General features: G+C 44.2%; 19 protein-coding genes and 4 tRNA genes. 12 read left to right on the forward strand and 11 right to left on the reverse strand.

Annotation, left to right across the window (positions count from 1 at the left end):
• Positions 1-271: 271 nt before the first annotated feature.
• A complete protein-coding gene (locus I3257_RS09835) occupies positions 272-2,407 on the reverse strand; it encodes an NADPH-dependent 2,4-dienoyl-CoA reductase (protein WP_238049640.1) in 2,136 nt (711 codons plus the stop codon).
• A gap of 433 nt (positions 2,408-2,840) precedes the next feature.
• Here I3257_RS09835 and I3257_RS09840 point away from each other — a divergent pair, with 433 nt between their 5' ends.
• Positions 2,841-4,505, forward strand: coding sequence for an AMP-binding protein (locus I3257_RS09840; RefSeq protein ID WP_238049641.1), 1,665 nt, complete (start codon positions 2,841-2,843; stop codon positions 4,503-4,505).
• Positions 4,506-4,632: 127 nt separating this feature from the next.
• On the opposite strand, the gene I3257_RS09845 is transcribed toward I3257_RS09840, so the two are convergent.
• The 5 genes from I3257_RS09845 to hemA all read right to left on the reverse strand — a co-directional run bounded on the left by I3257_RS09845 (position 4,633) and on the right by hemA (position 8,880).
• Complete coding sequence (locus I3257_RS09845; RefSeq protein WP_045443289.1) at positions 4,633-5,052, reverse strand: DUF6691 family protein; 420 nt, start codon at positions 5,050-5,052, stop codon at positions 4,633-4,635.
• A 74-nt stretch (positions 5,053-5,126) separates the two neighbouring features.
• Positions 5,127-5,564: a YeeE/YedE family protein gene (locus I3257_RS09850; RefSeq protein WP_193009234.1), complete on the reverse strand. Its 438-nt coding sequence runs from the start codon at positions 5,562-5,564 to the stop codon at positions 5,127-5,129.
• A 161-nt stretch (positions 5,565-5,725) separates the two neighbouring features.
• Positions 5,726-6,859, reverse strand: coding sequence for an aminotransferase class V-fold PLP-dependent enzyme (locus I3257_RS09855; RefSeq protein WP_109591092.1), 1,134 nt, complete (start codon positions 6,857-6,859; stop codon positions 5,726-5,728).
• Between the two features lie 388 nt (positions 6,860-7,247).
• A complete protein-coding gene (locus I3257_RS09860) occupies positions 7,248-7,424 on the reverse strand; it encodes a hypothetical protein (protein ID WP_170108286.1) in 177 nt (58 codons plus the stop codon).
• A 100-nt stretch (positions 7,425-7,524) separates the two neighbouring features.
• Positions 7,525-8,880: a glutamyl-tRNA reductase gene (gene hemA / locus I3257_RS09865; RefSeq protein WP_055123581.1), complete on the reverse strand. Its 1,356-nt coding sequence runs from the start codon at positions 8,878-8,880 to the stop codon at positions 7,525-7,527.
• Between the two features lie 551 nt (positions 8,881-9,431).
• Between hemA and I3257_RS09870 the strand changes: the two genes are divergently transcribed.
• From I3257_RS09870 to I3257_RS09915, 10 genes are all read left to right on the forward strand, one after another.
• Complete coding sequence (locus I3257_RS09870; RefSeq protein WP_238049642.1) at positions 9,432-11,381, forward strand: tetratricopeptide repeat protein; 1,950 nt, start codon at positions 9,432-9,434, stop codon at positions 11,379-11,381.
• Between the two features lie 156 nt (positions 11,382-11,537).
• A complete protein-coding gene (gene lolB, locus I3257_RS09875; RefSeq protein WP_238049643.1) occupies positions 11,538-12,170 on the forward strand; it encodes a lipoprotein insertase outer membrane protein LolB in 633 nt (210 codons plus the stop codon).
• 66 nt (positions 12,171-12,236) lie between these two features.
• On the forward strand, positions 12,237-13,193 hold the full coding sequence (ispE, locus tag I3257_RS09880; protein ID WP_238049644.1) for a 4-(cytidine 5'-diphospho)-2-C-methyl-D-erythritol kinase: 957 nt from the start codon (positions 12,237-12,239) through the stop codon (positions 13,191-13,193).
• Positions 13,194-13,360: 167 nt separating this feature from the next.
• Positions 13,361-13,436 (forward strand) — tRNA-Gln (locus tag I3257_RS09885).
• Positions 13,437-13,677: 241 nt separating this feature from the next.
• Positions 13,678-13,753: transfer RNA gene (locus I3257_RS09890), tRNA-Gln, on the forward strand.
• Positions 13,754-13,863: 110 nt separating this feature from the next.
• Positions 13,864-14,811: a ribose-phosphate pyrophosphokinase gene (locus I3257_RS09895; protein ID WP_045452669.1), complete on the forward strand. Its 948-nt coding sequence runs from the start codon at positions 13,864-13,866 to the stop codon at positions 14,809-14,811.
• A gap of 421 nt (positions 14,812-15,232) precedes the next feature.
• Positions 15,233-15,907 (forward strand): 50S ribosomal protein L25/general stress protein Ctc, encoded by a 675-nt coding sequence (locus I3257_RS09900; protein ID WP_238049645.1) that lies wholly within the window; start codon positions 15,233-15,235, stop codon positions 15,905-15,907.
• A gap of 196 nt (positions 15,908-16,103) precedes the next feature.
• A complete protein-coding gene (gene pth, locus I3257_RS09905) occupies positions 16,104-16,685 on the forward strand; it encodes an aminoacyl-tRNA hydrolase (RefSeq protein WP_198330760.1) in 582 nt (193 codons plus the stop codon).
• A gap of 100 nt (positions 16,686-16,785) precedes the next feature.
• A complete protein-coding gene (panD, locus tag I3257_RS09910) occupies positions 16,786-17,166 on the forward strand; it encodes an aspartate 1-decarboxylase (protein ID WP_045443274.1) in 381 nt (126 codons plus the stop codon).
• 294 nt (positions 17,167-17,460) lie between these two features.
• Positions 17,461-18,441 (forward strand): calcium/sodium antiporter, encoded by a 981-nt coding sequence (locus I3257_RS09915; protein ID WP_238049646.1) that lies wholly within the window; start codon positions 17,461-17,463, stop codon positions 18,439-18,441.
• A gap of 62 nt (positions 18,442-18,503) precedes the next feature.
• Here I3257_RS09915 and I3257_RS09920 read toward each other — a convergent pair whose 3' ends face one another.
• The 3 genes from I3257_RS09920 to I3257_RS09930 form a co-directional block, all read right to left on the reverse strand.
• Entirely contained in the window at positions 18,504-19,157 is a 654-nt protein-coding gene (locus I3257_RS09920) for an RDD family protein (protein ID WP_238049647.1), read from the reverse strand.
• A 241-nt stretch (positions 19,158-19,398) separates the two neighbouring features.
• Positions 19,399-19,475 (reverse strand) — tRNA-Arg (locus I3257_RS09925).
• 187 nt (positions 19,476-19,662) lie between these two features.
• Positions 19,663-19,752 (reverse strand) — tRNA-Ser (locus I3257_RS09930).
• Positions 19,753-20,108: 356 nt separating this feature from the next.
• Between I3257_RS09930 and I3257_RS09935 the strand changes: the two genes are divergently transcribed.
• Entirely contained in the window at positions 20,109-20,915 is an 807-nt protein-coding gene (locus I3257_RS09935) for a hydroxymethylpyrimidine/phosphomethylpyrimidine kinase (protein ID WP_238049648.1), read from the forward strand.
• 102 nt (positions 20,916-21,017) lie between these two features.
• On the opposite strand, the gene I3257_RS09940 is transcribed toward I3257_RS09935, so the two are convergent.
• Positions 21,018-21,587: a YggT family protein gene (locus I3257_RS09940; RefSeq protein ID WP_060490268.1), complete on the reverse strand. Its 570-nt coding sequence runs from the start codon at positions 21,585-21,587 to the stop codon at positions 21,018-21,020.
• A 132-nt stretch (positions 21,588-21,719) separates the two neighbouring features.
• A complete protein-coding gene (proC, locus tag I3257_RS09945) occupies positions 21,720-22,553 on the reverse strand; it encodes a pyrroline-5-carboxylate reductase (protein WP_238049649.1) in 834 nt (277 codons plus the stop codon).
• Positions 22,554-22,598: the final 45 nt, after the last annotated feature.

Genomic DNA, 22,598 nt, shown 5'->3' on the forward strand with positions numbered 1-22,598 from the left:
ACCGTTTGCTATTTTTTTGCCATCGTTTTATTCCCAATGTTCAACACGCCCTAGTAAATCTAAAAAAAATAAACATTACCTGCAAGAAAACAGATCTTACCGCTAGCCCTGACGTGAGAGCCGTAAAAAAATGGTATACCTTGTTAGGCTCGCAAGGAGAGCTTCTTTAAATAAGAATTCTTAAAGGTATCCTACTCGACTAGATGAGCGGATACAAAAAAAAGCGGCAAGATAATCTATCTTGCCGCTCTCATTACTTCTGAACTAAACCCTAAATCGCAGCCGCAACCTCTGCACCATCACGAATGGCGCGTTTGGCATCTAGCTCAGCAGCAAGCTTAGCTCCACCAATCAAGTGATATTGCGCGTCAGGTGCATCACCAACATTTGGCATCAGCTCAACCACAGACTCTTGACCGGCACAGACCACGACGCTATCGACACGTAGCAACTGGCTTTGACCTTGATTGTTGGTAATCCAAATACCTTCATTGGTGATCTTATCGTACTGCGCACCTGATACTTGGATGACACCGTGTGATTTGACGTGGGCACGATGTACCCAGCCCGAGGTTTTATTCAGCCCACTGCCCAAGCGACCTTTGGTACGCTGCATCAAGTACACTTGGCGGATAGGTTTGATGGCTTCAGGCTTAATCAGTCCACCCTCAGTTTGATAATTAGTATCATTAGTCACGCCCCACTCTTCACGCCACTCTTCGATAGACTGTGCTTTTGGACGATAGCTTGGATCTTTTAAAAGTTCAGGACCTAGCTCATCTAATGGCTGACCATGTTTGGCGGTCAGATATTCACTGACGTCAAAACCGATACCGCCAGCACCGATGACAGCAACGGTATTACCGACAGATTTTTCGCCAGAGAGTAATTCAGCATAGCTCATTACTTGCGGCAAATCCGCGCCTTCCAGTTTGCCAGCTAAGCTTCTAGGTACAACGCCTGTAGCGACGATGACATGATGGAACTTGGCTTTCTCGAGCATGGCTTTATCGACTTTGGTATTGAGTTTAATCTCAACGCCTAAGTGCTCAAGCTCATTGATATAGTAGCGAATGGTTTCAAAGAATTCTTCTTTACCAGGGATGACTTTGGCGTAATTAAACTGCCCGCCTAAGATGTCTTTTGCTTCAAATAGTGTCACTTCATGACCACGCAAGGCGGCAACATGAGCGGCTGACATACCAGCAACACCGCCACCGATAACGGCGACTTTTTTAGGTTTTTTGGTCTTCTTATAAACCAATTCTGTCTCATAACACGCTTGTGGATTGACCAGACAAGTTGAGCGTTTATTTTCAAAAGTATGGTCGAGACAAGCTTGGTTACATGCAATACAGGTATTGATGCGTTCGGCTTGACCATTTTTAGCTTTATTGACCCAATGGGCGTCGGCTAAGAATGGACGCGCCATTTGAATCATATCCGCCCGACCACTGGCGACGATCTCTTCAGCAGTTTCTGGCATATTGATACGGTTGGCCGCCATCATTGGAATATTAATATGCTTTTTAATTTCAGCGGTAAAATCTACAAAAGCGGCACGCGGTACGCTGGTGACAATCGTCGGTACACGCGCTTCATGCCAGCCGATACCCGTATTCATGATGGTCACGCCCGCTTCTTCTAGCGCTTTGGCAACGGTGATAACTTCCTCCATCACATTACCGTCTTTGACCAGATCAATCACTGACAAGCGGAATAAGATAATGAAATCTTCACCGGCAGCTTCGCGTACGGCTTTGACGACATCAACCGCCAGCTTCATACGCCCTTGAATATCACCGCCGTATTCGTCGGTACGTTGATTCACATGACGCGATAAAAACTGATTGAGCAAATAACCTTCTGAGCCCATGATTTCCACACCGTCATAACCCGCTTGCTTGGCAAGTTTAGCTGAACGGGCATAATCTTTTACCGTTTGTTCGATGTTTTTAATGCTCATCTTACGCGGCTTAAAGGGTGAAATTGGTGATTTTATTGGACTAGAGGATACGACAAACGGATGATAGCCGTAACGACCACTGTGTAAGATTTGCATGATGATTTTGCTGTCATATTTATGCGCCGCACGGGTCACTCGTTGATGATTAATCACGTCAGCGCGCGTATTCATGGTACCACCAGCAGGGAGTAACCACCCTTCGCGATTGGGCGAAATACCGCCCGTAATCATCATCGCCACGCCGCCTTTGGCACGTTCAGCAAAATACGCCGCTAGTTTGCCGTAATTATAAAAACGGTCTTCAAGCCCTGTGTGCATTGAGCCCATCACCATGCGGTTTTTAAGCGTCGTAAAGCCCAAATCTAATGGCTCAAATAAATGTGGGTAGTGTTCATTGGTGCTAGCAGTCTCGATGGTATTGGGAGTGCGGCTGGCGGACATATCATTTTCCTTATGAATGGTTTGTGGAAATGCTTGTTAAAGCTGGCTGGGCTTTTTAAAAGTTAAGATTTTTAAAAATGAGGCTTTTAGAAATAGTTAAGCGATAGGATTTAACATCACTGGTATCGTAACACACCGCCATTATCATCAGCTATGCAGACAAGCGACTGATGAGTGAACACTATGTGAATTAGGGTAATTGATCATGTGATTCAATATAAGAAAGCGCTAAAAACATACTCGCTTTTCACAGAGCATTGTCTATAATGGACGAACAAATATTTACCGTGAGTCACCTATCGGCGAGTTGCTACAAGGAAGGTCAGCAAAAATATTAATAGCTTAGCAAGCAGTGATAAATAACGAAGCCAACTTTATAGCAAGTTTGTAGCGTATTCACCGAATTATAACAGCAAGATAAAGGACTATCCCCATGACAGACTTCCACACAGGTCTCGGCAAAAATGCTGCCAACCATCAACCGCTTACCCCTATCGACTTTATTATCCGTAGCGCACAGGTCTATCCCGACAAAACTGCCATCATTTATGACGATTTAACACATAATAATCTGACGCAAACGTGGCAACAGACTTACGATCGCTGTCGTCAATTGGCGGATGGGCTACGCAAATTAGGCATCGATAAGAACGACACAGTTGCAGTCATGATGCCAAACACCCCAGCGATGATCGAGTGCGCTTTTGGTGTACCGATGTCAGGTGGCGTACTTTGTACACTGAACACCCGCCTCGACATCAATGCCCTTACCTTTTGTCTGCAACACTCAGAAGCCAAAGTATTAATTCTAGACAGCGAGTTTGCTGAGCATGCCGAGATTATCGATGAAGCCTTTCCCAATCTCATCGTGATTCATGCGACAGATAAAGCGCTTGATATCGAACGTTTTGGACAAATGAGCTACGAAGCATTAATCGCCAGCTCAGACAGTTTGGATAATTGGGAAAAGCCACTCGATGAATGGGATGCTATCGCCCTCAACTATACCTCTGGCACCACGGGTAAGCCTAAAGGCGTGGTCTATCATCATCGCGGTGCGACGCTTAACGCCGTCTCCAATATTTTAGATTGGGATATGCCCAAGCATCCGATGTATCTATGGACGCTGCCATTATTTCACTGTAATGGTTGGTGCTTTCCGTGGACGATTGCCGAACGTGCGGGCGTCAATGTCTGCTTGCGTAAGATTGACGCTGATTTGATTTTGCAGCTGATTGCCAAGTATAAAGTCAGTCATTATTGCTCAGCACCCGTGGTGCACAATATGATTGCTGGCGGCAAACCAGAATATAAAGACGCCATCAATCATGACGTAAAGGGCTGGGTCGCTGGTGCGCCGCCGTCTGAAACCATGCTCGCCGCCATGGAAGCTATGGGCTTTCATATCTCGCACGTTTACGGTCTTACCGAAGTCTATGGTCCAGTCACCGTCTGCGCGGAACAAGCAGAATGGGATGAACTGGATGTCGCTACTCGTGCACAAAAGAAATCACGTCAGGGCGTAACGTCACATTTGATGACTGGCTTTGAGCTATTTAAACAAGGCACCACGGAGCCAGTTGCCGCGGATGGCGAAGAAATGGGCGAGCTAGCATTGCGCGGCAATATGGTGATGAAAGGTTATCTAAAAAGCCGTAAAGCCACCGAAGAAGCCTTTGCTGATGGTTGGTTCCGTACTGGTGATTTAGGCATTAAATATCCTGATGGTTATATAAAAATCATGGACAGGCTCAAAGACATCATCATTTCAGGTGGCGAAAACATCTCTAGTATCGAAGTCGAAAACGTCTTATATAAAATGCCAGAAATCCAAAGCTGTGCGGTCGTCGCCGCGCCGCATGATAAATGGGGCGAAGTACCTGTCGCCTTTATCGAGATTCACGAAGGCAGCACCTTGCAGCGCGACCATGTGATGGAGCACTGCAAGCAGCATTTGGCGGGTTTTAAAGTGCCCAAATATATTATCTTTGCTGAAATTCCAAAAACCAGCACCGGTAAAGTGCAGAAATTTGAGCTGCGTCAAGCGGCTAAATCATTGGCACACGAAACGCCAAAAGTAACGGCTAGCGCCAAGTAAGACTTTATCATTAAGCCTTAATAATACGGAAGTATCATTAATATTAATGAAACATCATTGATAAAAAAAGGTCAGCCTAATTGAATTAGACTGACCCTTTTATTGCGCTAAAAAAACCAAGCCAATGTTAATTAAGCTTAGGTTCTAGCCACTGATACACCAACATCCCGACTATCATCGCTGGGATAAAGACATAAGCCTGCCATTGTCCTGTACCAAGCAGCACAATACCGGGACCTGGGCAAATACCGACTAAGCCCCAACCGATACCGAATAGCATCGCGCCAATCAGTAGTTTTTTATTAATGGTAGTTTTGGTTGGCATCTCAATTGATGACCCAATCCAACTGGTTTTTTGACGCTTAGCCAACTGCACGCCAACTATCGCCACCATTAGACCGCCACCCATTACCAGTGCCAGAGAAATATCCCATGCACCAAAGACGTCCAAAAAGCCTTGTACTTTAACAGGATCAGTCATGCCTGATATCAGCAGTCCAAAGCCAAATAATAACCCTGCCAGTAATCCAATTATATTTTTTAGCATGTTTTTTCTCGCTGTCTTTATTTTTTCATAATAGTACTAAAATCTGTCTTCGCAACGTACTGTCTACGTGATTTTTAAATCAAACCCAAGACATGACGACCAATATAAACCGTCACAATACCAAACAACATAAAGGTCACCGTCGCCGCCATCGATCGTGGTGACAGTCGCGCATTACCGCAGATACCATGTCCACTGGTGCAACCTGAACCCAAACGTGTCCCAAAACCAACCAGTAATCCTGCCCCAATAAGCAGTGGCAAAGAGCTACTAATCTCTATATCGGGCAACGGTTTTACCAGACCATAAAATAATGGCGAGATAACAAGACCAAGTATAAATAACACCTGCCACATCTCGACGCGCTTGGGTTTAAGAAGACTTGAGAAAATACCACTAATACCCGCAATACGACCAATGCCCAATAGCAAGATGACCGTTGCAACGCCTAGCATCAGACCACCTACCAAGGAAATTGGCGTAAAGGCCTGCCAATCTATTTGTATACTCATAATATTTACCTAAGCCAATTTTTATCAAAACAGTTTTGGATATCGATTTATATAAATACATTATATTATAAAATATAATAAATAGGTAAAAAAATACTGAACCTTCGTTACAAGGGCTCAGTATTCTTTTTACTTAAAAAACATCTTACGAGATAAAGATATTATTTCGCCAATACTTCATCAAGTGCAGTTTCAAAACGCTGTACCGCTCCATCTACATCAGTCAATTTATCTAGACCAAATAAACCTAAGCGGAACGTTTTAAAGTTATCCGGCTCACCAACTTTTAGCGGTACACCAGCAGCGATTTGCATGCCTGTTTCGGCAAACGCACTGCCTTTATGCATATCATCGCGATCGGTATAAGCAACCACGACGCCTGGCGCTTCAAAACCTTTTGCCGCAACGCTTTCAATGCCTTTAGCGGCTAATACTTCACGAATACGGTTGCCCAATTGCCACTGCGCATCACGCAATTTATCAAAGCCAATCTCTTTTGATTCTAAAATAGTATCGCGGAATTGACGTAAGCTGTCAGTTGGCATGGTGGCATGATAAGCGTGACCGCCATTCTCATAGGCACGCATGACATTTAACCACTGCTTTAAGTCTAAGCTAAAGCTGTCTGATTCTGTATTGTCTACTTTTTCGATTGCCGCAGCGCTTAGCATGACTAAGCCCGCACACGGAGTGCTGCTCCACCCTTTTTGCGGGGCGCTGATGAGAACATCAATACCCAAGTCTTTCATGTCCAACCACACACAACCTGAAGCGATACAATCAATGACCAACAAACCGCCAACGCTATGTACAGCCGCGCTTATCGCTTTGATATAGTCTGATGATAAAATAATACCCGATGAGGTTTCGACGTGCGGCGCAAAGACCACTGCTGGTTTCTCTGCTTTAATTTTAGCAACCGCTTCATCGATATCAACGGGGGCAAATGGTTTTGGTGACTCACCCTCTTCACGATGTGCCGTCAATACCGTAGACGACTTGGCGATTTTGCCTTTTTCTAAAATTTGCGTCCAGCGATAGCTAAACCAACCGTTACGAATAATGAGGCAATCTTCATCATTGGCCAATTGGCGCGCAACGGCTTCCATTCCATAAGTACCAGCACCGGGTACAATGACCACTGCTTCGGCGTTATATACAGATTTTAGGTCGCTAGATAAGTCATTCATCACTTGTTGAAAGACTTTTGACATGTGGTTTAAGGCGCGGTCAGTATAGACCACTGAGTATTCTAATAAGCCGTTTGGATCAATATCTTGACGTAATGCAGTCATAGGAAGCTCCTAGTTTATAGTTAGATAGTTTAATTTTCTCAAGCATTGGCTATAGCAAAATCCAGATACTCTCTTAAACCAACCTGCCTTAATAACGCTAACCAATCTAGAAACCTACTGTTCGCCAACTTAGCCAAATAATGCTTCTATTAGATAACATGGTTGTTAAATAACGTCTTTGTTAAATAATATGGCTGTCAAATAGCATTGCTGACCAATAGTATAGTTGTTAGATTGCATAGCAGCTAGATACTACTATGGGTAGTATTAACTGAATATTAATATGGGGTAATAGTCGAGAGCATGACGCAGGGTTGACGATATAGCACTTTATCCTAGCGCTATTGCCGTTGGTGATTGTGTTTTGCACGCCGTGTTTTTATTGATTTTAGACAAAGTCGTACAGAACAGGTGCGCCACTATAGGGGCTACGCGGTGGTAGGCTAATAATGGTCACTAACAACTGATGAGATGAATAGGCATCAAGCGAGAACATATACACTAAGGTTTTTGGAGAATAACCGCTCGCATATAACAAAAGATTATCATCGCTTAATATACTCATAACAGCTTGATATTAGCACTGATAATGCAGGTTGACAACGATATGTTTGCGCAATAATAACGTTTGCGCCACTTATGTTTTTTTGCTCAGTCCATAATGGCTATCGACGTCCGCGATGAGCCTCTTGCAGCCCAGACACCACAAAGTCTAGCAACTCACTATCCCCTTCACGGGCAGCCTTGCGCATAAGCTTCGATGGTGCGTGGGTTAGCGTCTGCGTCAGGCGGCGTGACAGCTCAATGATAATATCTTCAGGACTGGCATTATCCTGTTGTAGCTTGGCAATGGATTCATGCAGGAGTTTATCTACTTGATCCTGCGTATGCGCGCGATACTGCTGAATGTCTTTACCGACTTGGCGCACTTGAAAGCTGCGATCCATCTCAACGACTAATTGGCTAACGAGCAATTCTGCATCAACTGCTGCTTGCCTCCGCTGTTCAATATTTCCAGCGATCACGTGTTGTAAATCATCGACAGAGTAGAGATAAACATCATCGATACGACTAATGGTCGAGTCAATATCGCGCGGTACGGCTAAGTCAATCATCAACATGGGCTGATAACGACGATGTTTCAGCGCCCGCAAAGTCATGGTTTTATCGATCAACACATCCATACTACCGCTACAGCTACTAACGATATCGGCTTCTGCTAAAACTTGTGGTAACTCTTGCAAAGGTCTGACTTCTACCAAGTGACCTGCGCGGCGCAGCTCCACTGCCAGCGCTTCAGCGCGCTCAGGGTTGCGGTTGCAAATAATCACGCGACCGACGCCAAGCCCAGCAATGTGGGTGGCAACCAAACGGTTCATCTCACCTGCCGCGACCACCAGCAATGTGCGACTGGGTAAATCATCAAATATTTGCGTCACCAATTTGGCGGCCGCATAGCTAAGCGATACCGCTTGAGCACCCACTTGGGTCTCATTACGTACGCGTTTGGCAGCAGCAAATACTTGATCGATAATCCAGCCAAGCTGATTACTCAGGGCTTTTTGTTCTTGCGCGAGCTGTACTGAGCGCTTGATTTGACCGAGTATCTGCGGCTCACCCAATATCATAGAGTCAAGCCCTGCGGCGACCCTAAGCCAATGGGTCAGCGCGTGAGTGTCACGGTGTACATAAAGATAGGGATCAATCTCAGACAGTGACAACTGCTTAAAGTCAGCAAGCCACGCTTTAATTTTTAAGATATGAGCACTAATGGCCGCCGAAGATGTCTGAGCACCAACCGCGCCATTAGCAGACATAGAGGGGACATCTTGCGGCTCTGCTAGCTGCGGCACAAGCGCATAGATTTCCGTACGATTGCAAGTCGAAACAATCACACTGCCATCAGTAAAGGCCTCTAATTGTTTGAGCGCGATATTCACATCGTCACCCACAAGCGCCAAACGCTCTCTCAGAGCGACTGGTGCAGTTTTGTGATTGACCCCAATGACCACTAATCTCATTATTGATAGACCATAAACATGACGCTCACCTGCCAGCCCACGCTATCTCATTATTTTTAAAAGACAGTTGTAGACGACAGCGCTGAAAGGAAGACTCTAAAAGCCGCTTATTATATCATTATTGCCAGCTTTAATTAACACTCAGCTATCGATGATAGCTATTTGCTTGTATCTGGGCACATGAGTAACAAATCAACTACCGATACGATTGTTAAAACCAATATCTATGTTTTAGCGAGTGCTTATAGAAATGGATAGAAATCATTCGCTTACTTGACGTTAACTTGTTATATTTTCACAATATTTAGGCTAAGACTTACAACCAATGAAATACCTCGTTGATACAGGTTATCGGCCAATCCTACTTTGTTAGCAAAGACTTGGTAGAGCGGCGGCTATTAATAACGGAGTAACACGGGCACTATTGTTTATCCCATCAGTCTGCTTTTATAATGTCAGGCATGGGTACTCGTTACCAATAGTTAGTTTGAAATGATTAAAATAAAATTGTCTTATCGATATAGATGAACAATGGGCGAATACGGTTATCTATGATTTTTTTTGGGTCATTATTTCGATCACAACTTGCGCATGACGACCAATCTAATCTGCGTGCTCTATTGCATGCGGTTATCGAACGTCTGTGCCAGCGTTATAAGCTAACCTTGTCGTTGGCCTTTTGCCTATGCTTAGGATCGTCTTCCGTTCATGCCAGTCATCCTGATATCTCGCTCGAAGCCCATGTACCCAAACTATCCATTGCTGATAAGAACGACAAGGCAGTCCGTAGCGACGGTATTGATAATAGCCGCTCAACGCTACCAGCAATTGCTCCTGCCAATACACAACCAATAGAAAATGTCGCCAATATTAATGGGTTAGCGCCAACTACCTTATGGCAACCTGAGCTCAAAGAGCCTAGCCTGTATGCGCTGCTTGATGCAGAATTCGCAGCAGATCGCGGTGATAGACAACGAGCGATTACCATCTATAAGCAGCAAGCATTTAAAGAAGATGCAACTGCCGTGTTTGAAAGAGCACTCAGCCTTTCTTTACGCACTGAAAGGGTTGAGAAATCCTTACAATTTGCCAAGTCATGGCAAGACCAAAATCCGGATCACGTGCCTGCTTGGTTTTATGTGGCGCATTTGGCCCTGCGAGCTCACGATTATCTGTTAGCTGGCGAAACCTTGAATCGTATTCTGCTTTATGATCCTCGAGCGGACTTAAGCGAAATCCTTATCGGTATCTATCCAAACAATGATGAAGACAAACGTGAATTACTTGCCGCTTTGCAACCACTAGATAGCGAGCAGAATGCCTCATTGTCGGTACTGAAAGCAGGGTTGCTTTACCAATTTAACGAGCCTGAGATTGCCATTGTCCATATCAATCGGGCGCTAGAACGTCAGCCTGACTATGTACCTTTTATTACGCTAAAGGCAGACATACTGCGCAAAATCGTCACGGCTGAAACCGTCGTCAATTATGTGAGCCAAGCGCGCCTGCGTAATCCCGATAGTAAAAGTCTCTATCTGTACGAGATTCGCTACTTACTTGACTTAAAGCAAAGCCAAGAAGCGTGGCAGTTATTGCTGGATGCCCATAGTCGCTTTGCTGATGATGCCGAGATTACTCTGTTGGCTGCGTTGGTGAGCTTAGACATCGAAGAATATAACAGTGCCGATGAGCTACTCAACATGCTCGCAAAAAACCCCGCTTACCTCGATCAAGCTTATTATTATCTTGGTATCAGTGCCGAGCGTCAGCAGCACTTTGACCAAGCCAAATACTATCTCAACGGTGTCATGCAAGAAGACTTGGTATTAGAGGCTCGTAGAAAAGTAGTGGCTTTTGAATTGCTCAACGGCGATGTAGATGCGGCGATTGCTACTTTAGAAAAATTGCGTAAAGACTTTAACGTCTTTGCGCCAGATACCTTTGTGCTACAAGCCGATATTTTATGGCAGCAAAATGAGTCCGAAGAAGCCCTGCGCCTACTAACCAAAGCTGCTCGCAAGTATCCTGATAATGAGATGCTCTTGTTTGCACGCGCCCAGCTCCTTGACGACAAAGACGACTATATCGTTAAGCGTACCTTGCTCAATCATCTGCAAGCACTTGACCCAACCAACCTCTCCTACCAGCTCAGTTACGCGCAGTTATTGCTAGCCAATGAACGCAGCTCTGAACAAGGATTGGCATTGGCTACCGCCATCATTCAAATTCGCTATGATGACCCACGTTATGACAATGAGCTGCACCTGCAAGCGCTGAATGTGCTGGCTGGCAATGCATTGGCCAATGAAAACTACCAACAAGTCATCGACTACCTGCAAACCCCTTACGATGTGTTTCCTACCTTGCGCTCTGGCAGCTTACTGCTGCGCGCTTATCAAGGTTTAGGTAACAATGAAAAAGTCGAGGCATTACTCGCAGACTTGCAGCAGCGCTTCTCATTTGGGCAACACAATATCAATGACCGCATACAGCTTTACTGACCCGCCGTTTTACAGTGGACAAATCGTGGCGTGCTATGATTACAAGGCACTCATAAGATACTAACAGCCACGCATAACTGAGTAACATACAACCATTAAGCTAATCTATTTTCGAAACAATGATTTCGTAAATTTGTCTATCTTTGAGGAAACATCATGTCAGTATTGGTCCATGCTAATAAGCCTAATAAATTGGCGCTATTCGCTGCCGTGACAACCGCGCTCGTCATCACGTCTGGTTGTCAATCACTAAAAACAGCCAACGCTACTAACCAACCCAGCGCGACCTTACAAGGTCAAAACGCTGAGCCACCGCAAAAGCTTGAGAACTTTAATATCACTGGCAAAATCGGTGTAACGATGCCCGCCAATGACACCACAGGCACTCAAGGTGGTAGTGCGTTCTATGCATGGGGGCAGCAGAATGATCGCTTTGCCATTGAGCTGATCGGCGCGCTCGGTATTGGTAAAACCAACATCGAGTATAATGGTCAAACCGCCACTTTAGTCAGCGAAAAAACAGGTACCTTAACTGCTGATGATCCTGAGACTTTGCTCAAAAAGGCCACAGGATGGCAAGCGCCTATTTCACAAATGCCCTATTGGATATCTGGTCGCCCGGCGCCTTCCGATAGCGCACCACAGCTCGATGATCAAAATCGTTTAATCAGCTCAGTCAATGGTGAATGGAGCGCAAGCTTTACCTATAAAGGGTCTGATAAGTTACCAAATAAAATCAGTGCCGTACTGCCACAAGGCAATAAGGTAGTAATGACGATCAATCATTGATTAGTCACGTAAATACGATAAAAATTGCTGATTACTTATTACCATAGCCGTCTACAACCAAACATTATGATTAAAAACATAGCCACACCTTCTACTATCAGTCGCTTATCACCAGCAAAAATCAACTTGTTTTTGCACATTACTGGCAAACGTGCTGACAGCTATCATAATTTGCAAACTCTTTTTCGCTTGCTCAATTGGGGCGATTATTTGCATTTTGCGGTCACGGATGACATCGTGATTTCTACGGTAGATAATGCCTTAGATGCCAATGAGCTCTGTTACCAACTTGTAATATTGGCTGGTGCAGAGACTATAACTGTCAATATAGAAGACAACTTAATATTTAAAGCAGCACGTGCATTGCTAGCGTCTGCCATACAGTCAAACACTCTACCTGAGCAGTTAGCACAAGTGCATATCGCTTTAGATAAGCATTTGCCAATGGGTGCAGGCTTGGGTGGCGGCTCATCCAATGCCGCAACGACATTGATGACACTTAATGAAATTTGGCAGCTTAAATTGACGCAAGATGAGCTAATAAAAATTGGTGCTAAAGTAGGCGCCGATGTACCAATATTTATCTTTGGGCAAGATGCTATTGCGATGGGTATTGGGGAGCAGTTGACCGCAATCAAGTTGCATGACCAGCAATATTTAGTATTGACGCCCAATGCTCACGTTAATACTGCCCAGCTGTTCGCGCATCTGAAACTACAACGAGATATCGCCGAGCTGTCAATTGAAACCATCAAAAACCAGTTCAATGACTATGTACAAACGCTCACCGCGCCCTATCATAATGTCTTTACCCCAGTAGTAACGAGCCTTGCCCCTGCTGTTGAAGATGCTTTGAATTATTTGCAAGGATTAGAGGCGCAAGCACTCGGCACAGCACGAATGACCGGCTCTGGTAGCGCAGTGTTTTTACCTTTGGATGCAAGCGTTATCACTGATAGAAAGCGGTTGGCAAAGTGGATTGAAGAGGCGCCTTGTCCTGCCTATTTAGTTCGTAATCTATGAGTTAGATTTGAGCTGTAGTACGAAGATAAAATGATTATAAATACAGCGTAAAGCGTTTTCTTGACCCAATATTCATTTTGTTTTTGACCTATTTTTCAAAAAAAGCCATAAAAAGGTGCAAATGACTTGCAAAATCTGAAAATTTAATTATAATAGGTCGCCTCAATAGGGGTATAGCCAAGTTGGTAAGGCATCAGGTTTTGATCCTGACATCCGTTGGTTCGAGTCCAGCTACCCCTGCCATTTTTTAGTACGAAGCGTTTGATATGCAGTGATCATAGGTGGTTTATAAATAGCCGCTTATCTTATTGACATTGACAACGTTATCCCAGTTTCGGTATAGTTCGCAATGGACACCGCTAGGGAACAGTTATGTTGTAGACGGTTTATCCGTTTATCAGATAACGAACAGGTCGTGACGCTATTTTAAGAATAACTGTTAAAAGTTGCTATTAGATATCGACGTACACAGCCTAGACATTACAGGGGTATAGCCAAGTTGGTAAGGCATCAGGTTTTGATCCTGACATCCGTTGGTTCGAGTCCAGCTACCCCTGCCATTTTTTACTGTAATAGTAGTCATCAAAACTTTTCACCACTCTTTTCTGAATTTGAGCAGTTTGACACTGCTTAGCGGTCGCTGCTTGAGTCAATCAATAGGACTTCTGTCATGCCTTATTTGGCGATTTTTACGGGTAATGCCCACCCTGAATTAGCAAAAACCGTAGCCGATCATCTCCATATACCTCTTGGTAAAGCTGACATCACGCGTTTTTCTGATGGCGAAATCGCCGTAGAAATCAAAGAACACGTGCGCGGTAAAGACGTGTTTATCATGCAGCCAACTTGTGCACCGACCAACGACAATTTGATGGAAATCATGATGATGGCTGACGCTTTGCGTCGCTCTAGTGCGGGTCGTATCACAGCAGTCATGCCCTACTTCGGTTATGCCCGTCAAGACCGTCGCCCTCGTTCAGCTCGTGTGCCTATCTCTGCTAAAGTCGTCGCTGACATGCTAAACATCGTGAGTATCGATCGCGTGATGACGGTTGATTTGCACTCAGATCAGATTCAAGGCTTCTTTGACATTCCTGTAGACAATATCTACGGCACACCTGTATTGCTTAACGACCTACAAAAACAAGATTACGACAACATCATGGTTGTTTCACCTGATGTGGGCGGCGTGGTGCGTGCACGCGCTATGGCTAAACAGTTGGGCGATACTGACATGGCGATTATCGATAAACGCCGTGCCCGTGCCAATGAGTCGCAAGTCATGCACATCATCGGTGACGTGCGTGACCGTGATTGCGTCATCGTTGATGATATGGTTGATACCGCAGGTACGCTATGTAAAGCAGCTGAAGCATTGAAAGCAAACGGTGCACGTCGCGTATTGGCTTATATTACGCACCCTGTCCTATCAGGCAACGCACTACAAAATATCAGTGAATCTGCGCTAGACGAAGTCGTTGTTACCGATACGATTCCATTGTCTGAAGCGGCAAAAGCCTGTAGCAAAATCCGCCAAGTGAGTATCGCACCGATGCTTGCTGAAAGCTTACGCCGTATCAATAACGAAGAATCTATCAGCGCCATGTTTGACGCTTAGATTTTTAATGAGTACTCGCTCTACTTTCTGTTGGCAATGCTCGTTATAAAACACTGCTTAAGTTTAAAAAAAGCGTCAAGTATCTTTACTTGACGCTTTTTTTGCCTATTGGTGCTGCACAGTCATTTTGCGTAGGTCTTTATTATTACTACAAAATCACGTATAATGCGCGCCTGTGCCAACCATTTGTTCGATTTAATTAGGTTGGCATTCTCAAAAGTGCTGATCATGCCCAAAAGTAACGATTGTCATGATAATGACTATCCAAAAAATCGTTATGACGAGCAAATGGCTACATTTATCAATTGTGAATTTTATTAGCAATCATAAATGTTAGCTATCATCACGTATTAGTGGATTGGTCGCAAATCCACTTTTTTATGACCAGACACTTCATCATTCTTTTTATAGGATTATATCCATGAGCATTAATCATTTTGAACTAAACGCTGTTGATCGTTCTGCTGAGCAACAAGGTAAAGGTGCGAGCCGCCGCCTACGTAAGCAGAATCTAGTTCCTGCTATCATCTATGGTGGTAACGAAGAGCCAACGTCTATCTCTATCAAGATCAACGAGCTAGTAAAGTCACTTGAATTCGAAGCTTTCTTCTCACACATTTTGACAATCAATGTTGATGGCGTAGAGCATCAAGCGGTTATCAAAGACTTGCAACGCCATCCAGCTAAAGGCTTCCCAATGCATGCTGATTTCCAGCGCGTTGTGAAAGGTCAGAAAATCAACATGAACGTTCCTGTGCATTTTTCTGGTCGTGAAGAAGCGCCTGGTACTAAAGCTGGTGGTGTTCTATCAACGCTAGTATCTGATATCGAAATCGTTTGCCTACCATCACAATTACCTGAGTATCTAGAAATTGACGTATCAGGCATGGAAATCGGTGATTTGTTCCGTCTATCAGACATCAAACTACCTGAAGGCGTTATCATCTTTGATCTTGACATGGAAGATGCTCACGACCGTACTATCGTTAACATGCAGCCACCAACGGTTGAAGAAGTTGACGCAGACGCTGAAGAAGTTGATGCTGCTGACGTACCTGCTACTGAGCAAGGCACTGAAGACAAAGACGGCGAATAATAAACCACGGTTACATAGAGCACGCAATCTAGCGTCTGCTATGTAATACAAGGTTTGTTTAGTCAAAAAACAGCAGGTGATAAATATCTCCTGCTGTTTTTGTAAGTAAGGTTTGAAAAATAATAGATATGCTATGAATAAATAGCATAATCGCAAACCTTATGCCCCATTTATTCAATTTAAGCAGGGTGTTTTTATGGCCATAAAGCTTATTGTCGGTCTTGGTAATCCTGGTCAGCAGTATATGTTTACACGTCATAATGCAGGGTTTTGGTTTGTCCATCACTTGGCTCAGCAGTTCAACATTACCCTCTCCCATGATAAAAAGTTTCATGGAGTAACAGGACGTGGGCAGATTCATGGGCATGACGTACGTCTATTGATGCCGCTCACCTTTATGAATAAGTCTGGTCAGTCAGTGGTGCCGATGGTGAAATTTTATGGCATTGAAAATGATGAGTTACTGATTGCTCATGATGAGCTCGATATTCCAGCTGGCAGTATCAAACTTAAGACGAATGGTGGTCATGGCGGTCATAATGGTCTGCGCGATATCACCCCTCATATCGGCAACGACTTCCATCGTTTGCGTATTGGTATTGGTCATCCTGGTCATAAGTCTAAAGTTAGTGGTCATGTGCTCTCAAAAGCTGCGCCCGATGAACAGATTGCCATTGATAGCGCTCTGACAGCAGCATTTGAAGCGCTTCCATTATTACTAAATGGCGATATTGAAAAAGCACGTTCACAAATTAATGGCTTCAAACTGCCAGAATAAAATCATGCTTTAACTATAATAGCCTTTTATTTTAGCAAGTTATCCCCCATTAACCTTTTGATTTGAATCATTAATCTCAGTTACGCTAAGGAAGCAACCTATGCTACTTAATATGCTTAAATGCAAATTACACCGTGCTCGCGTCACCCATGCCGAACTTCATTACGAAGGCTCATGCGGTATCGATGGTGATTTATTGGATCTTGCTGGTCTGCGCGAAAATGAGTCTATCGATATCTACAATGTGACCAATGGCAAGCGCTTTCGCACCTACGCTATCCGCGCTGAAGCAGGTTCTGGTATCATCTCGCTAAATGGTGCGGCGGCTCACATGGCAGATTTAGGCGACATCGTTATCATCTGTGCCTATGCTCATTTTGATGAAGTAGAAGCGGCAACCTACCAGCCAAAACTGGTGTATTGCAACGAAGACAATACCGTAAAAGACACGGCAAACATCATTCCGGTACAAGTGGCTTAAAGCACCGGAACACCGAAGATTTTTGGATAAAGCAAGGATAAATAATCGACTAAGCTGTTGAAGTTATTCTTATTATCCAACCAAAACCGCTATGCTAATATGAGAGCTGAATCTCCATTCTGATTCAGCTTTTTTTATGCCATTTTTATATGGCAAATTCACATTTTATACCACTCTTAAAAGATGAAGTCGTCAGAAAAATAAATGTCAGCGCTATGTTTTTAGGCTAAATGAATTTGACACGGCTAAGCGTATTTTTAGGTTTGGTATTAACACTAATAAGGAAACAGACTGATGTGGTTGGCAGTTATTGCAGTATTGATCGGACTAGCTATTCTTGTTTGGAGTGCAGACCTTTTTGTTGATGGCGCCACTGCCTTAGCACAAAAATTCAACGTTCCCAGTTTCTTAATAGGTGTGTTGATTTTGGGTGTCGGTACATCCGCCCCTGAGATGGTCGTGTCAGTATTGGCGGCACTAGAAGGCAGCCCTGATTTGGCATTAGGCAACGCTTATGGCTCAAACATCATCAATATTGCGCTGGTATTGGGTGCAACCGTATTGATTAGCCCTATTATCATTCGTAAGGGCATCATCAAGCGTGATTTACCTCTATTGGTATTGATTACTATGGTCGCCGCATGGCAGCTGCGTGATGGGCAATTAGACCAAGCAGATGCGATTGTGTTGATAGCGCTGCTGGTCGTGACTTTAGGCATTCAGATTGTACTAAGCTTACGTGAAGGCAACCATGAGCACGAAGGAGAACCCATAGCAGAAAGCATCGATGCTGAACATATCGAGCAAACCCTAACACGGGGACTCATCAGCTTAGTTATCGGCATGCTTTTACTGGTCATTAGCTCGCGGGCTATAGTTTGGGGTGCAGTAGAATTGGCAACGCTGTGGGGCGTTAGCGAACTGGTGATTGGATTGACGATTGTTGCTGTGGGGACCTCGTTACCTGAGCTGGTATCGAGCTTATCAGCTGCCCGTAAAGGCGAACACGACATGGCACTGGGTAATATTATTGGCTCTAATATATTTAACACCTTGGGCGTCGTTGGTCTCGCAGCGCTTATAGCGCCAATCACAGTCAGTCCAATCATCTTATCGCGCGATATAGTGGCTATGGGATTGGTCACCTTATTACTCTTAGTATTGTGCGGGTTTGCCTTTATGAGTAAGCGTCCATTCGGTCGCACTTCTGGGTCGACTTTGGTCTTATTCTTTGTCGGCTATACTTTATGGCTGATACAAACCGTCAACCTGTAACGCTTAAATTGTATTAACAGACCTTAAAATGTATGAACAGACTATGGCGATGATAATGTGGTTTATTTTCCTTGCTTGCGATTTCTAATCACCCGCCATAGTCCTTCATTCTCTGTTTTTGGCATTTTTAAGGTAATGGTATTCGATAGCATATCTTGCACTGCGAGACCACGTGGGTTAAAGAGGCAAAAAGCATAGTTAAAGACAAAGCCCAAAAAGGCACTGGTCAATAAAACAGCACGCGAGCCATCAATGACACTACCAATGATACCAAATATAAGTGGCATAATACTGGCCGCTAAAATCCGCTTAAATGACTGTCCCCACGTTAGCAAATGACCATTACTATTGACCGTCTTTAACCGCCAAGTCTGCATACCTAATGTCTGTCCACCGCGACGCCAAAATATCCCATAGAATCCTACTAACGTCAGTATAAAAGACGGCGTCATAATCACGTTTTGATACCACGTTGGCAGCGACTGCGCTTGTGACGACTCGCTACCCGTCTCCATCGTGATAAGTGTACCAATCACGGTTAGCAGGGTACCGACCAAAAACAACAACGCTAAAATTAACATACCATCATAGAGAATGGCTGCCATACGGGTGCCAGGTTTAGCAATCGTTAGCTCTTCACTTTCAGCGGCATGATATGCTGATGCTTTAGTTTGAGCAGCAGATTTGGTAGGTCGTTTAGGTAAACTCTTTGACATGGTACAAGCTCATAGCAAGCAGTGAATAGTGGCTCTATTGTACCGTAATTCACGGTCTTATCGTACATTATCCTAAGATGCCGTAAGTCATATAACAATGTGGTATAACCATGTCGTATGACTCATCAGCTCATAAGACTATCACACAGAAATTGCAGACATAAAAAAATCGCCAAATTGTCATAAGACAGGCGATTATTTTAAGGTTTCTCTAACTGGGTTAAAGAAGTGATGATGCAAATGGTGCGCTTGGAGAGATTCGAACTCCCGACCCCTTAGTTCGTAGCCAAGTGCTCTATCCAACTGAGCTACAAGCGCGTACTTTGCACATCATTTACTGCGTTGTTAAGAAACAATTGCAGCAAATTAGGTTGGTTATTATATAGATAATTTCGCTTGTGTCAACATCTTTTTTTATTAAAATCAAATTATTTTTTGCTTTAATAAAACAGAAGATTATTAACGCTTTTATATCGCGTCACTACTCTACTAAAAACCGAATAAATGGAGGTGAAGGAGGGATTCGAACCCTCGATACGCGCAAACGTATGGTTCCTTAGCAGGGAACTGGTTTCAGCCACTCACCCACTTCACCAAACGACGTAAGACTTTTTAAGTTCTAAAAAATAGTATTATTGCTGATAATACGTCTTATCCCGTGGGCGAGTATTATAGCAAAGCCAAAACGAATTGCAAGCACTGTCTACAAATTTAATGCAGTTTTTATCATATTTATTTGTTTATATGGTCTCATAGCCTCTTGATCAGCTCAAATATCAATAAAAACCAGTAAAAACGATGTTTAAGTTAGTCAGCACGCTCTGGGTTGTTGTTAATTGATTAATTAATGGATGAATTGTCTATATACCATCTCCAACCTACTATGGCTTTTTTAGCAGTGGGTGTCTATAGTATTTGTTACTCATTTTAGATTATGTCAAAGGAATTTTTATGCGACCAGTGGTACTGTGTTTTTCAGGATTAGACCCCTCAGGCGGCGCTGGATTACAAGCGGATATAGAAGCCATCGGTCAAGCAGGTGCGCATGCTGCCATTGCTTGTACAGCTATTACCATACAAAACTCGCAGCAAGTCTTTGGTTTTGAAGCTTGTGCAGCAAGTTTGGTAAAGGATCAGGCCACCGCAGTGCTCGATGATTTGCCTGTTGCAGCTATTAAGTCAGGTATGTTGGGTACGACTGATAATATCGCTATGCTGACTCAATTGTTTGCCGAGCGCCTTATCGCCGCTGATACGCCATTTGTATTAGATCCCGTATTGGTCGCCAATAGTGGTGGCAGTTTGGGCGATGAAAAGACGCTCGTTAGCGCATTTAGAGAGCTGTTACCATACGCGACCCTCATCACACCGAATACTCATGAGCTACGCGCATTAAGCGGTGAGCAAGACTTACATATTGGCGCGCAAAAATTATGCGCTCAAGGCACCTATGCCGTATTGGTAAAAACCTCACACGACTTTGATAGCGGCGATATAGAGCAGTATTTGTATATAAAGGGTGAGATGGTACATAAAAGCACCTTGCCGCGCTTAACGGGCGAATTTCATGGCTCTGGCTGTTCACTTGCCAGCTTTATCGCTGGACGCTTAGCAATGGGTGATGCGCTTATCGATGCAGTAAGAGCAGCAGACAGCTGGATTACCCAGACGCTGCGAGCCGCTGATGCACCGCACCCTAACAATGACCAAGCCCAATTAATACCCAATCGTTTTATAGACTTTCAGCATAACCTCTAAATAATCAATAAAAAAAGGGCGCTCTATATCTCGTAGAGCGCCCTTTTTTAGATAGCTATTGGTAATTTTAGATAGCGGCTTTCAAGTGACCATTAATCCAGCTCAACCCAACATCGGCATGAAGCTCGCGGCAAAGCCACCAATAAACATCTCAAGCAAAATAAAAGCAATGAATGCGACCATTGGTGATAAATCAATCATGCCCAAGTTTGGCGTGATTCGACGAAATGGTGCCAAGATTGGCTCCGCTAAATTGACAATGATACCAATAATCGGATGCTGAGATTGGGTAAATACCACAATCCAGCTGACAATGATGGAACCAATGACGAGATAGCGACACATACGTAAAAAGTCTAATACCAAGCTGATAGTACCTGTGAAAAATAACGGTACAGGAGCGATACCTTTATGTGTCAGTGCTGCTTTTCCAGAGATATCGATTAAACGAATCAAAAACATCAGGACGATAGCCGCAATACTGATACGCCCTTGCCCAACGGTTGGAAAAATACGCCCAAACACATCGACAATGTGCGTTGCTTTATAGGCAGGCGCAATCATGGGGTTGCTGGCATCCATCCCTGCAAATTGCAGCATAAAGCGAATAAACACCAACATCATGGCGAAGGTGGTGACCAAATCAAAGATTTGAAATAACATGTTGTTCATGAAGTGCTACTCAATGTGACATTATTAACAGGTTTTGGGATGACGACTGTCATTACTTGGTAGTGGTGCTTGGTATTACAGCTCAGGCGCGTCATTCGCTTTTAGCAAATAACGCGCCTGATACATGGATGATTATTTACTCATCTCTTCACTCAAGGCTTGGCTACGGTCATAGCAGGCCTGCATAGCCTCAACGATTTGACCACCGATATCATTGGCTTGCATTGACTCAACGGCGGCTTGGGTTGTCCCATTTGGCGAGGTGACCTTGCGACGCAATTCAGCAGGTGCATCCTCACTATTCATCGCCATCTTTGCCGCGCCTAGCATGGTTTGCATAGCGAGCGCTGAAGCCTGCTCTTTATCCAAACCTAAAGCCACTGCCCCGTCAATCATGGATTCAATGAAGTAAAACATATACGCTGGCGCTGATCCTGATACGGCGGTTACCGCATGCATATGTTCTTCATTATCGACCCACATGACCAATCCTGATGCTTCCATCACCGCCGTTGCTAACTGCTTTTGTTCAGCAGAAATATTATCAGTACCGTACAGACCCGTTGCGCCCATTTGAATCATTGCAGGTGTATTTGGCATCGCACGGACGATATTGTCATAGCCATGCAACATGTCAGATAGAAGCTCAGTTGACAAACCTGCTGCCACTGAAATCACCAGCTGCTTGTCTAAGACATCCGCAAAGCTACTGACCACCGCTTTCATCACTTGCGGTTTGACCGCCAGCACCACAATGTCAGCATCGATAACGGCAGCTTTTGCATCAGCAGTTGGATCAACCGTGTTCAATCCTTTAGCAACCAATTGCTCGCGCGCTTCACTGCTAGGATCAGCAACGGTAATTAAACTCGGTTTGACACCGCAGCTGACAAGCCCGCTAATCAAAGCCTGCGCCATATTACCGCCACCGATAAAGCTGATTTTCTTATTATCTAATACTGACATACATGTCTCCTATTCAAAAATCCAAAGGTATTCAAACTAACATAA

Origin of the sequence: Psychrobacter sp. Ps7, from assembly GCF_022129225.1 — a bacterium.
In the GTDB taxonomy this organism is placed as follows: domain Bacteria; phylum Pseudomonadota; class Gammaproteobacteria; order Pseudomonadales; family Moraxellaceae; genus Psychrobacter; species Psychrobacter immobilis_A.

Excerpts from the sequence above, each read along its gene's own strand:
- ispE (WP_238049644.1), top strand. The coding sequence starts at position 12,237 with ATGATTAAAAACATAGCCACACCTTCTACTATCAGTCGCTTATCACCA.
- pth (WP_198330760.1), top strand. The coding sequence starts at position 16,104 with ATGGCCATAAAGCTTATTGTCGGTCTTGGTAATCCTGGTCAGCAGTAT.
- I3257_RS09870 (WP_238049642.1), top strand. The coding sequence starts at position 9,432 with ATGATTTTTTTTGGGTCATTATTTCGATCACAACTTGCGCATGACGAC.
- I3257_RS09845 (WP_045443289.1), bottom strand. The coding sequence starts at position 5,052 with ATGCTAAAAAATATAATTGGATTACTGGCAGGGTTATTATTTGGCTTT.
- proC (WP_238049649.1), bottom strand. The coding sequence starts at position 22,553 with ATGTCAGTATTAGATAATAAGAAAATCAGCTTTATCGGTGGCGGTAAT.
- I3257_RS09860 (WP_170108286.1), bottom strand. The coding sequence starts at position 7,424 with ATGAGTATATTAAGCGATGATAATCTTTTGTTATATGCGAGCGGTTAT.
- I3257_RS09855 (WP_109591092.1), bottom strand. The coding sequence starts at position 6,859 with ATGACTGCATTACGTCAAGATATTGATCCAAACGGCTTATTAGAATAC.
- I3257_RS09940 (WP_060490268.1), bottom strand. The coding sequence starts at position 21,587 with ATGAACAACATGTTATTTCAAATCTTTGATTTGGTCACCACCTTCGCC.
- I3257_RS09920 (WP_238049647.1), bottom strand. The coding sequence starts at position 19,157 with ATGTCAAAGAGTTTACCTAAACGACCTACCAAATCTGCTGCTCAAACT.
- lolB (WP_238049643.1), top strand. The coding sequence starts at position 11,538 with ATGTCAGTATTGGTCCATGCTAATAAGCCTAATAAATTGGCGCTATTC.
- I3257_RS09915 (WP_238049646.1), top strand. The coding sequence starts at position 17,461 with ATGTGGTTGGCAGTTATTGCAGTATTGATCGGACTAGCTATTCTTGTT.
- I3257_RS09900 (WP_238049645.1), top strand. The coding sequence starts at position 15,233 with ATGAGCATTAATCATTTTGAACTAAACGCTGTTGATCGTTCTGCTGAG.
- I3257_RS09835 (WP_238049640.1), bottom strand. The coding sequence starts at position 2,407 with ATGTCCGCCAGCCGCACTCCCAATACCATCGAGACTGCTAGCACCAAT.
- I3257_RS09895 (WP_045452669.1), top strand. The coding sequence starts at position 13,864 with ATGCCTTATTTGGCGATTTTTACGGGTAATGCCCACCCTGAATTAGCA.
- I3257_RS09840 (WP_238049641.1), top strand. The coding sequence starts at position 2,841 with ATGACAGACTTCCACACAGGTCTCGGCAAAAATGCTGCCAACCATCAA.
- hemA (WP_055123581.1), bottom strand. The coding sequence starts at position 8,880 with ATGAGATTAGTGGTCATTGGGGTCAATCACAAAACTGCACCAGTCGCT.
- panD (WP_045443274.1), top strand. The coding sequence starts at position 16,786 with ATGCTACTTAATATGCTTAAATGCAAATTACACCGTGCTCGCGTCACC.
- I3257_RS09935 (WP_238049648.1), top strand. The coding sequence starts at position 20,109 with ATGCGACCAGTGGTACTGTGTTTTTCAGGATTAGACCCCTCAGGCGGC.
- I3257_RS09850 (WP_193009234.1), bottom strand. The coding sequence starts at position 5,564 with ATGAGTATACAAATAGATTGGCAGGCCTTTACGCCAATTTCCTTGGTA.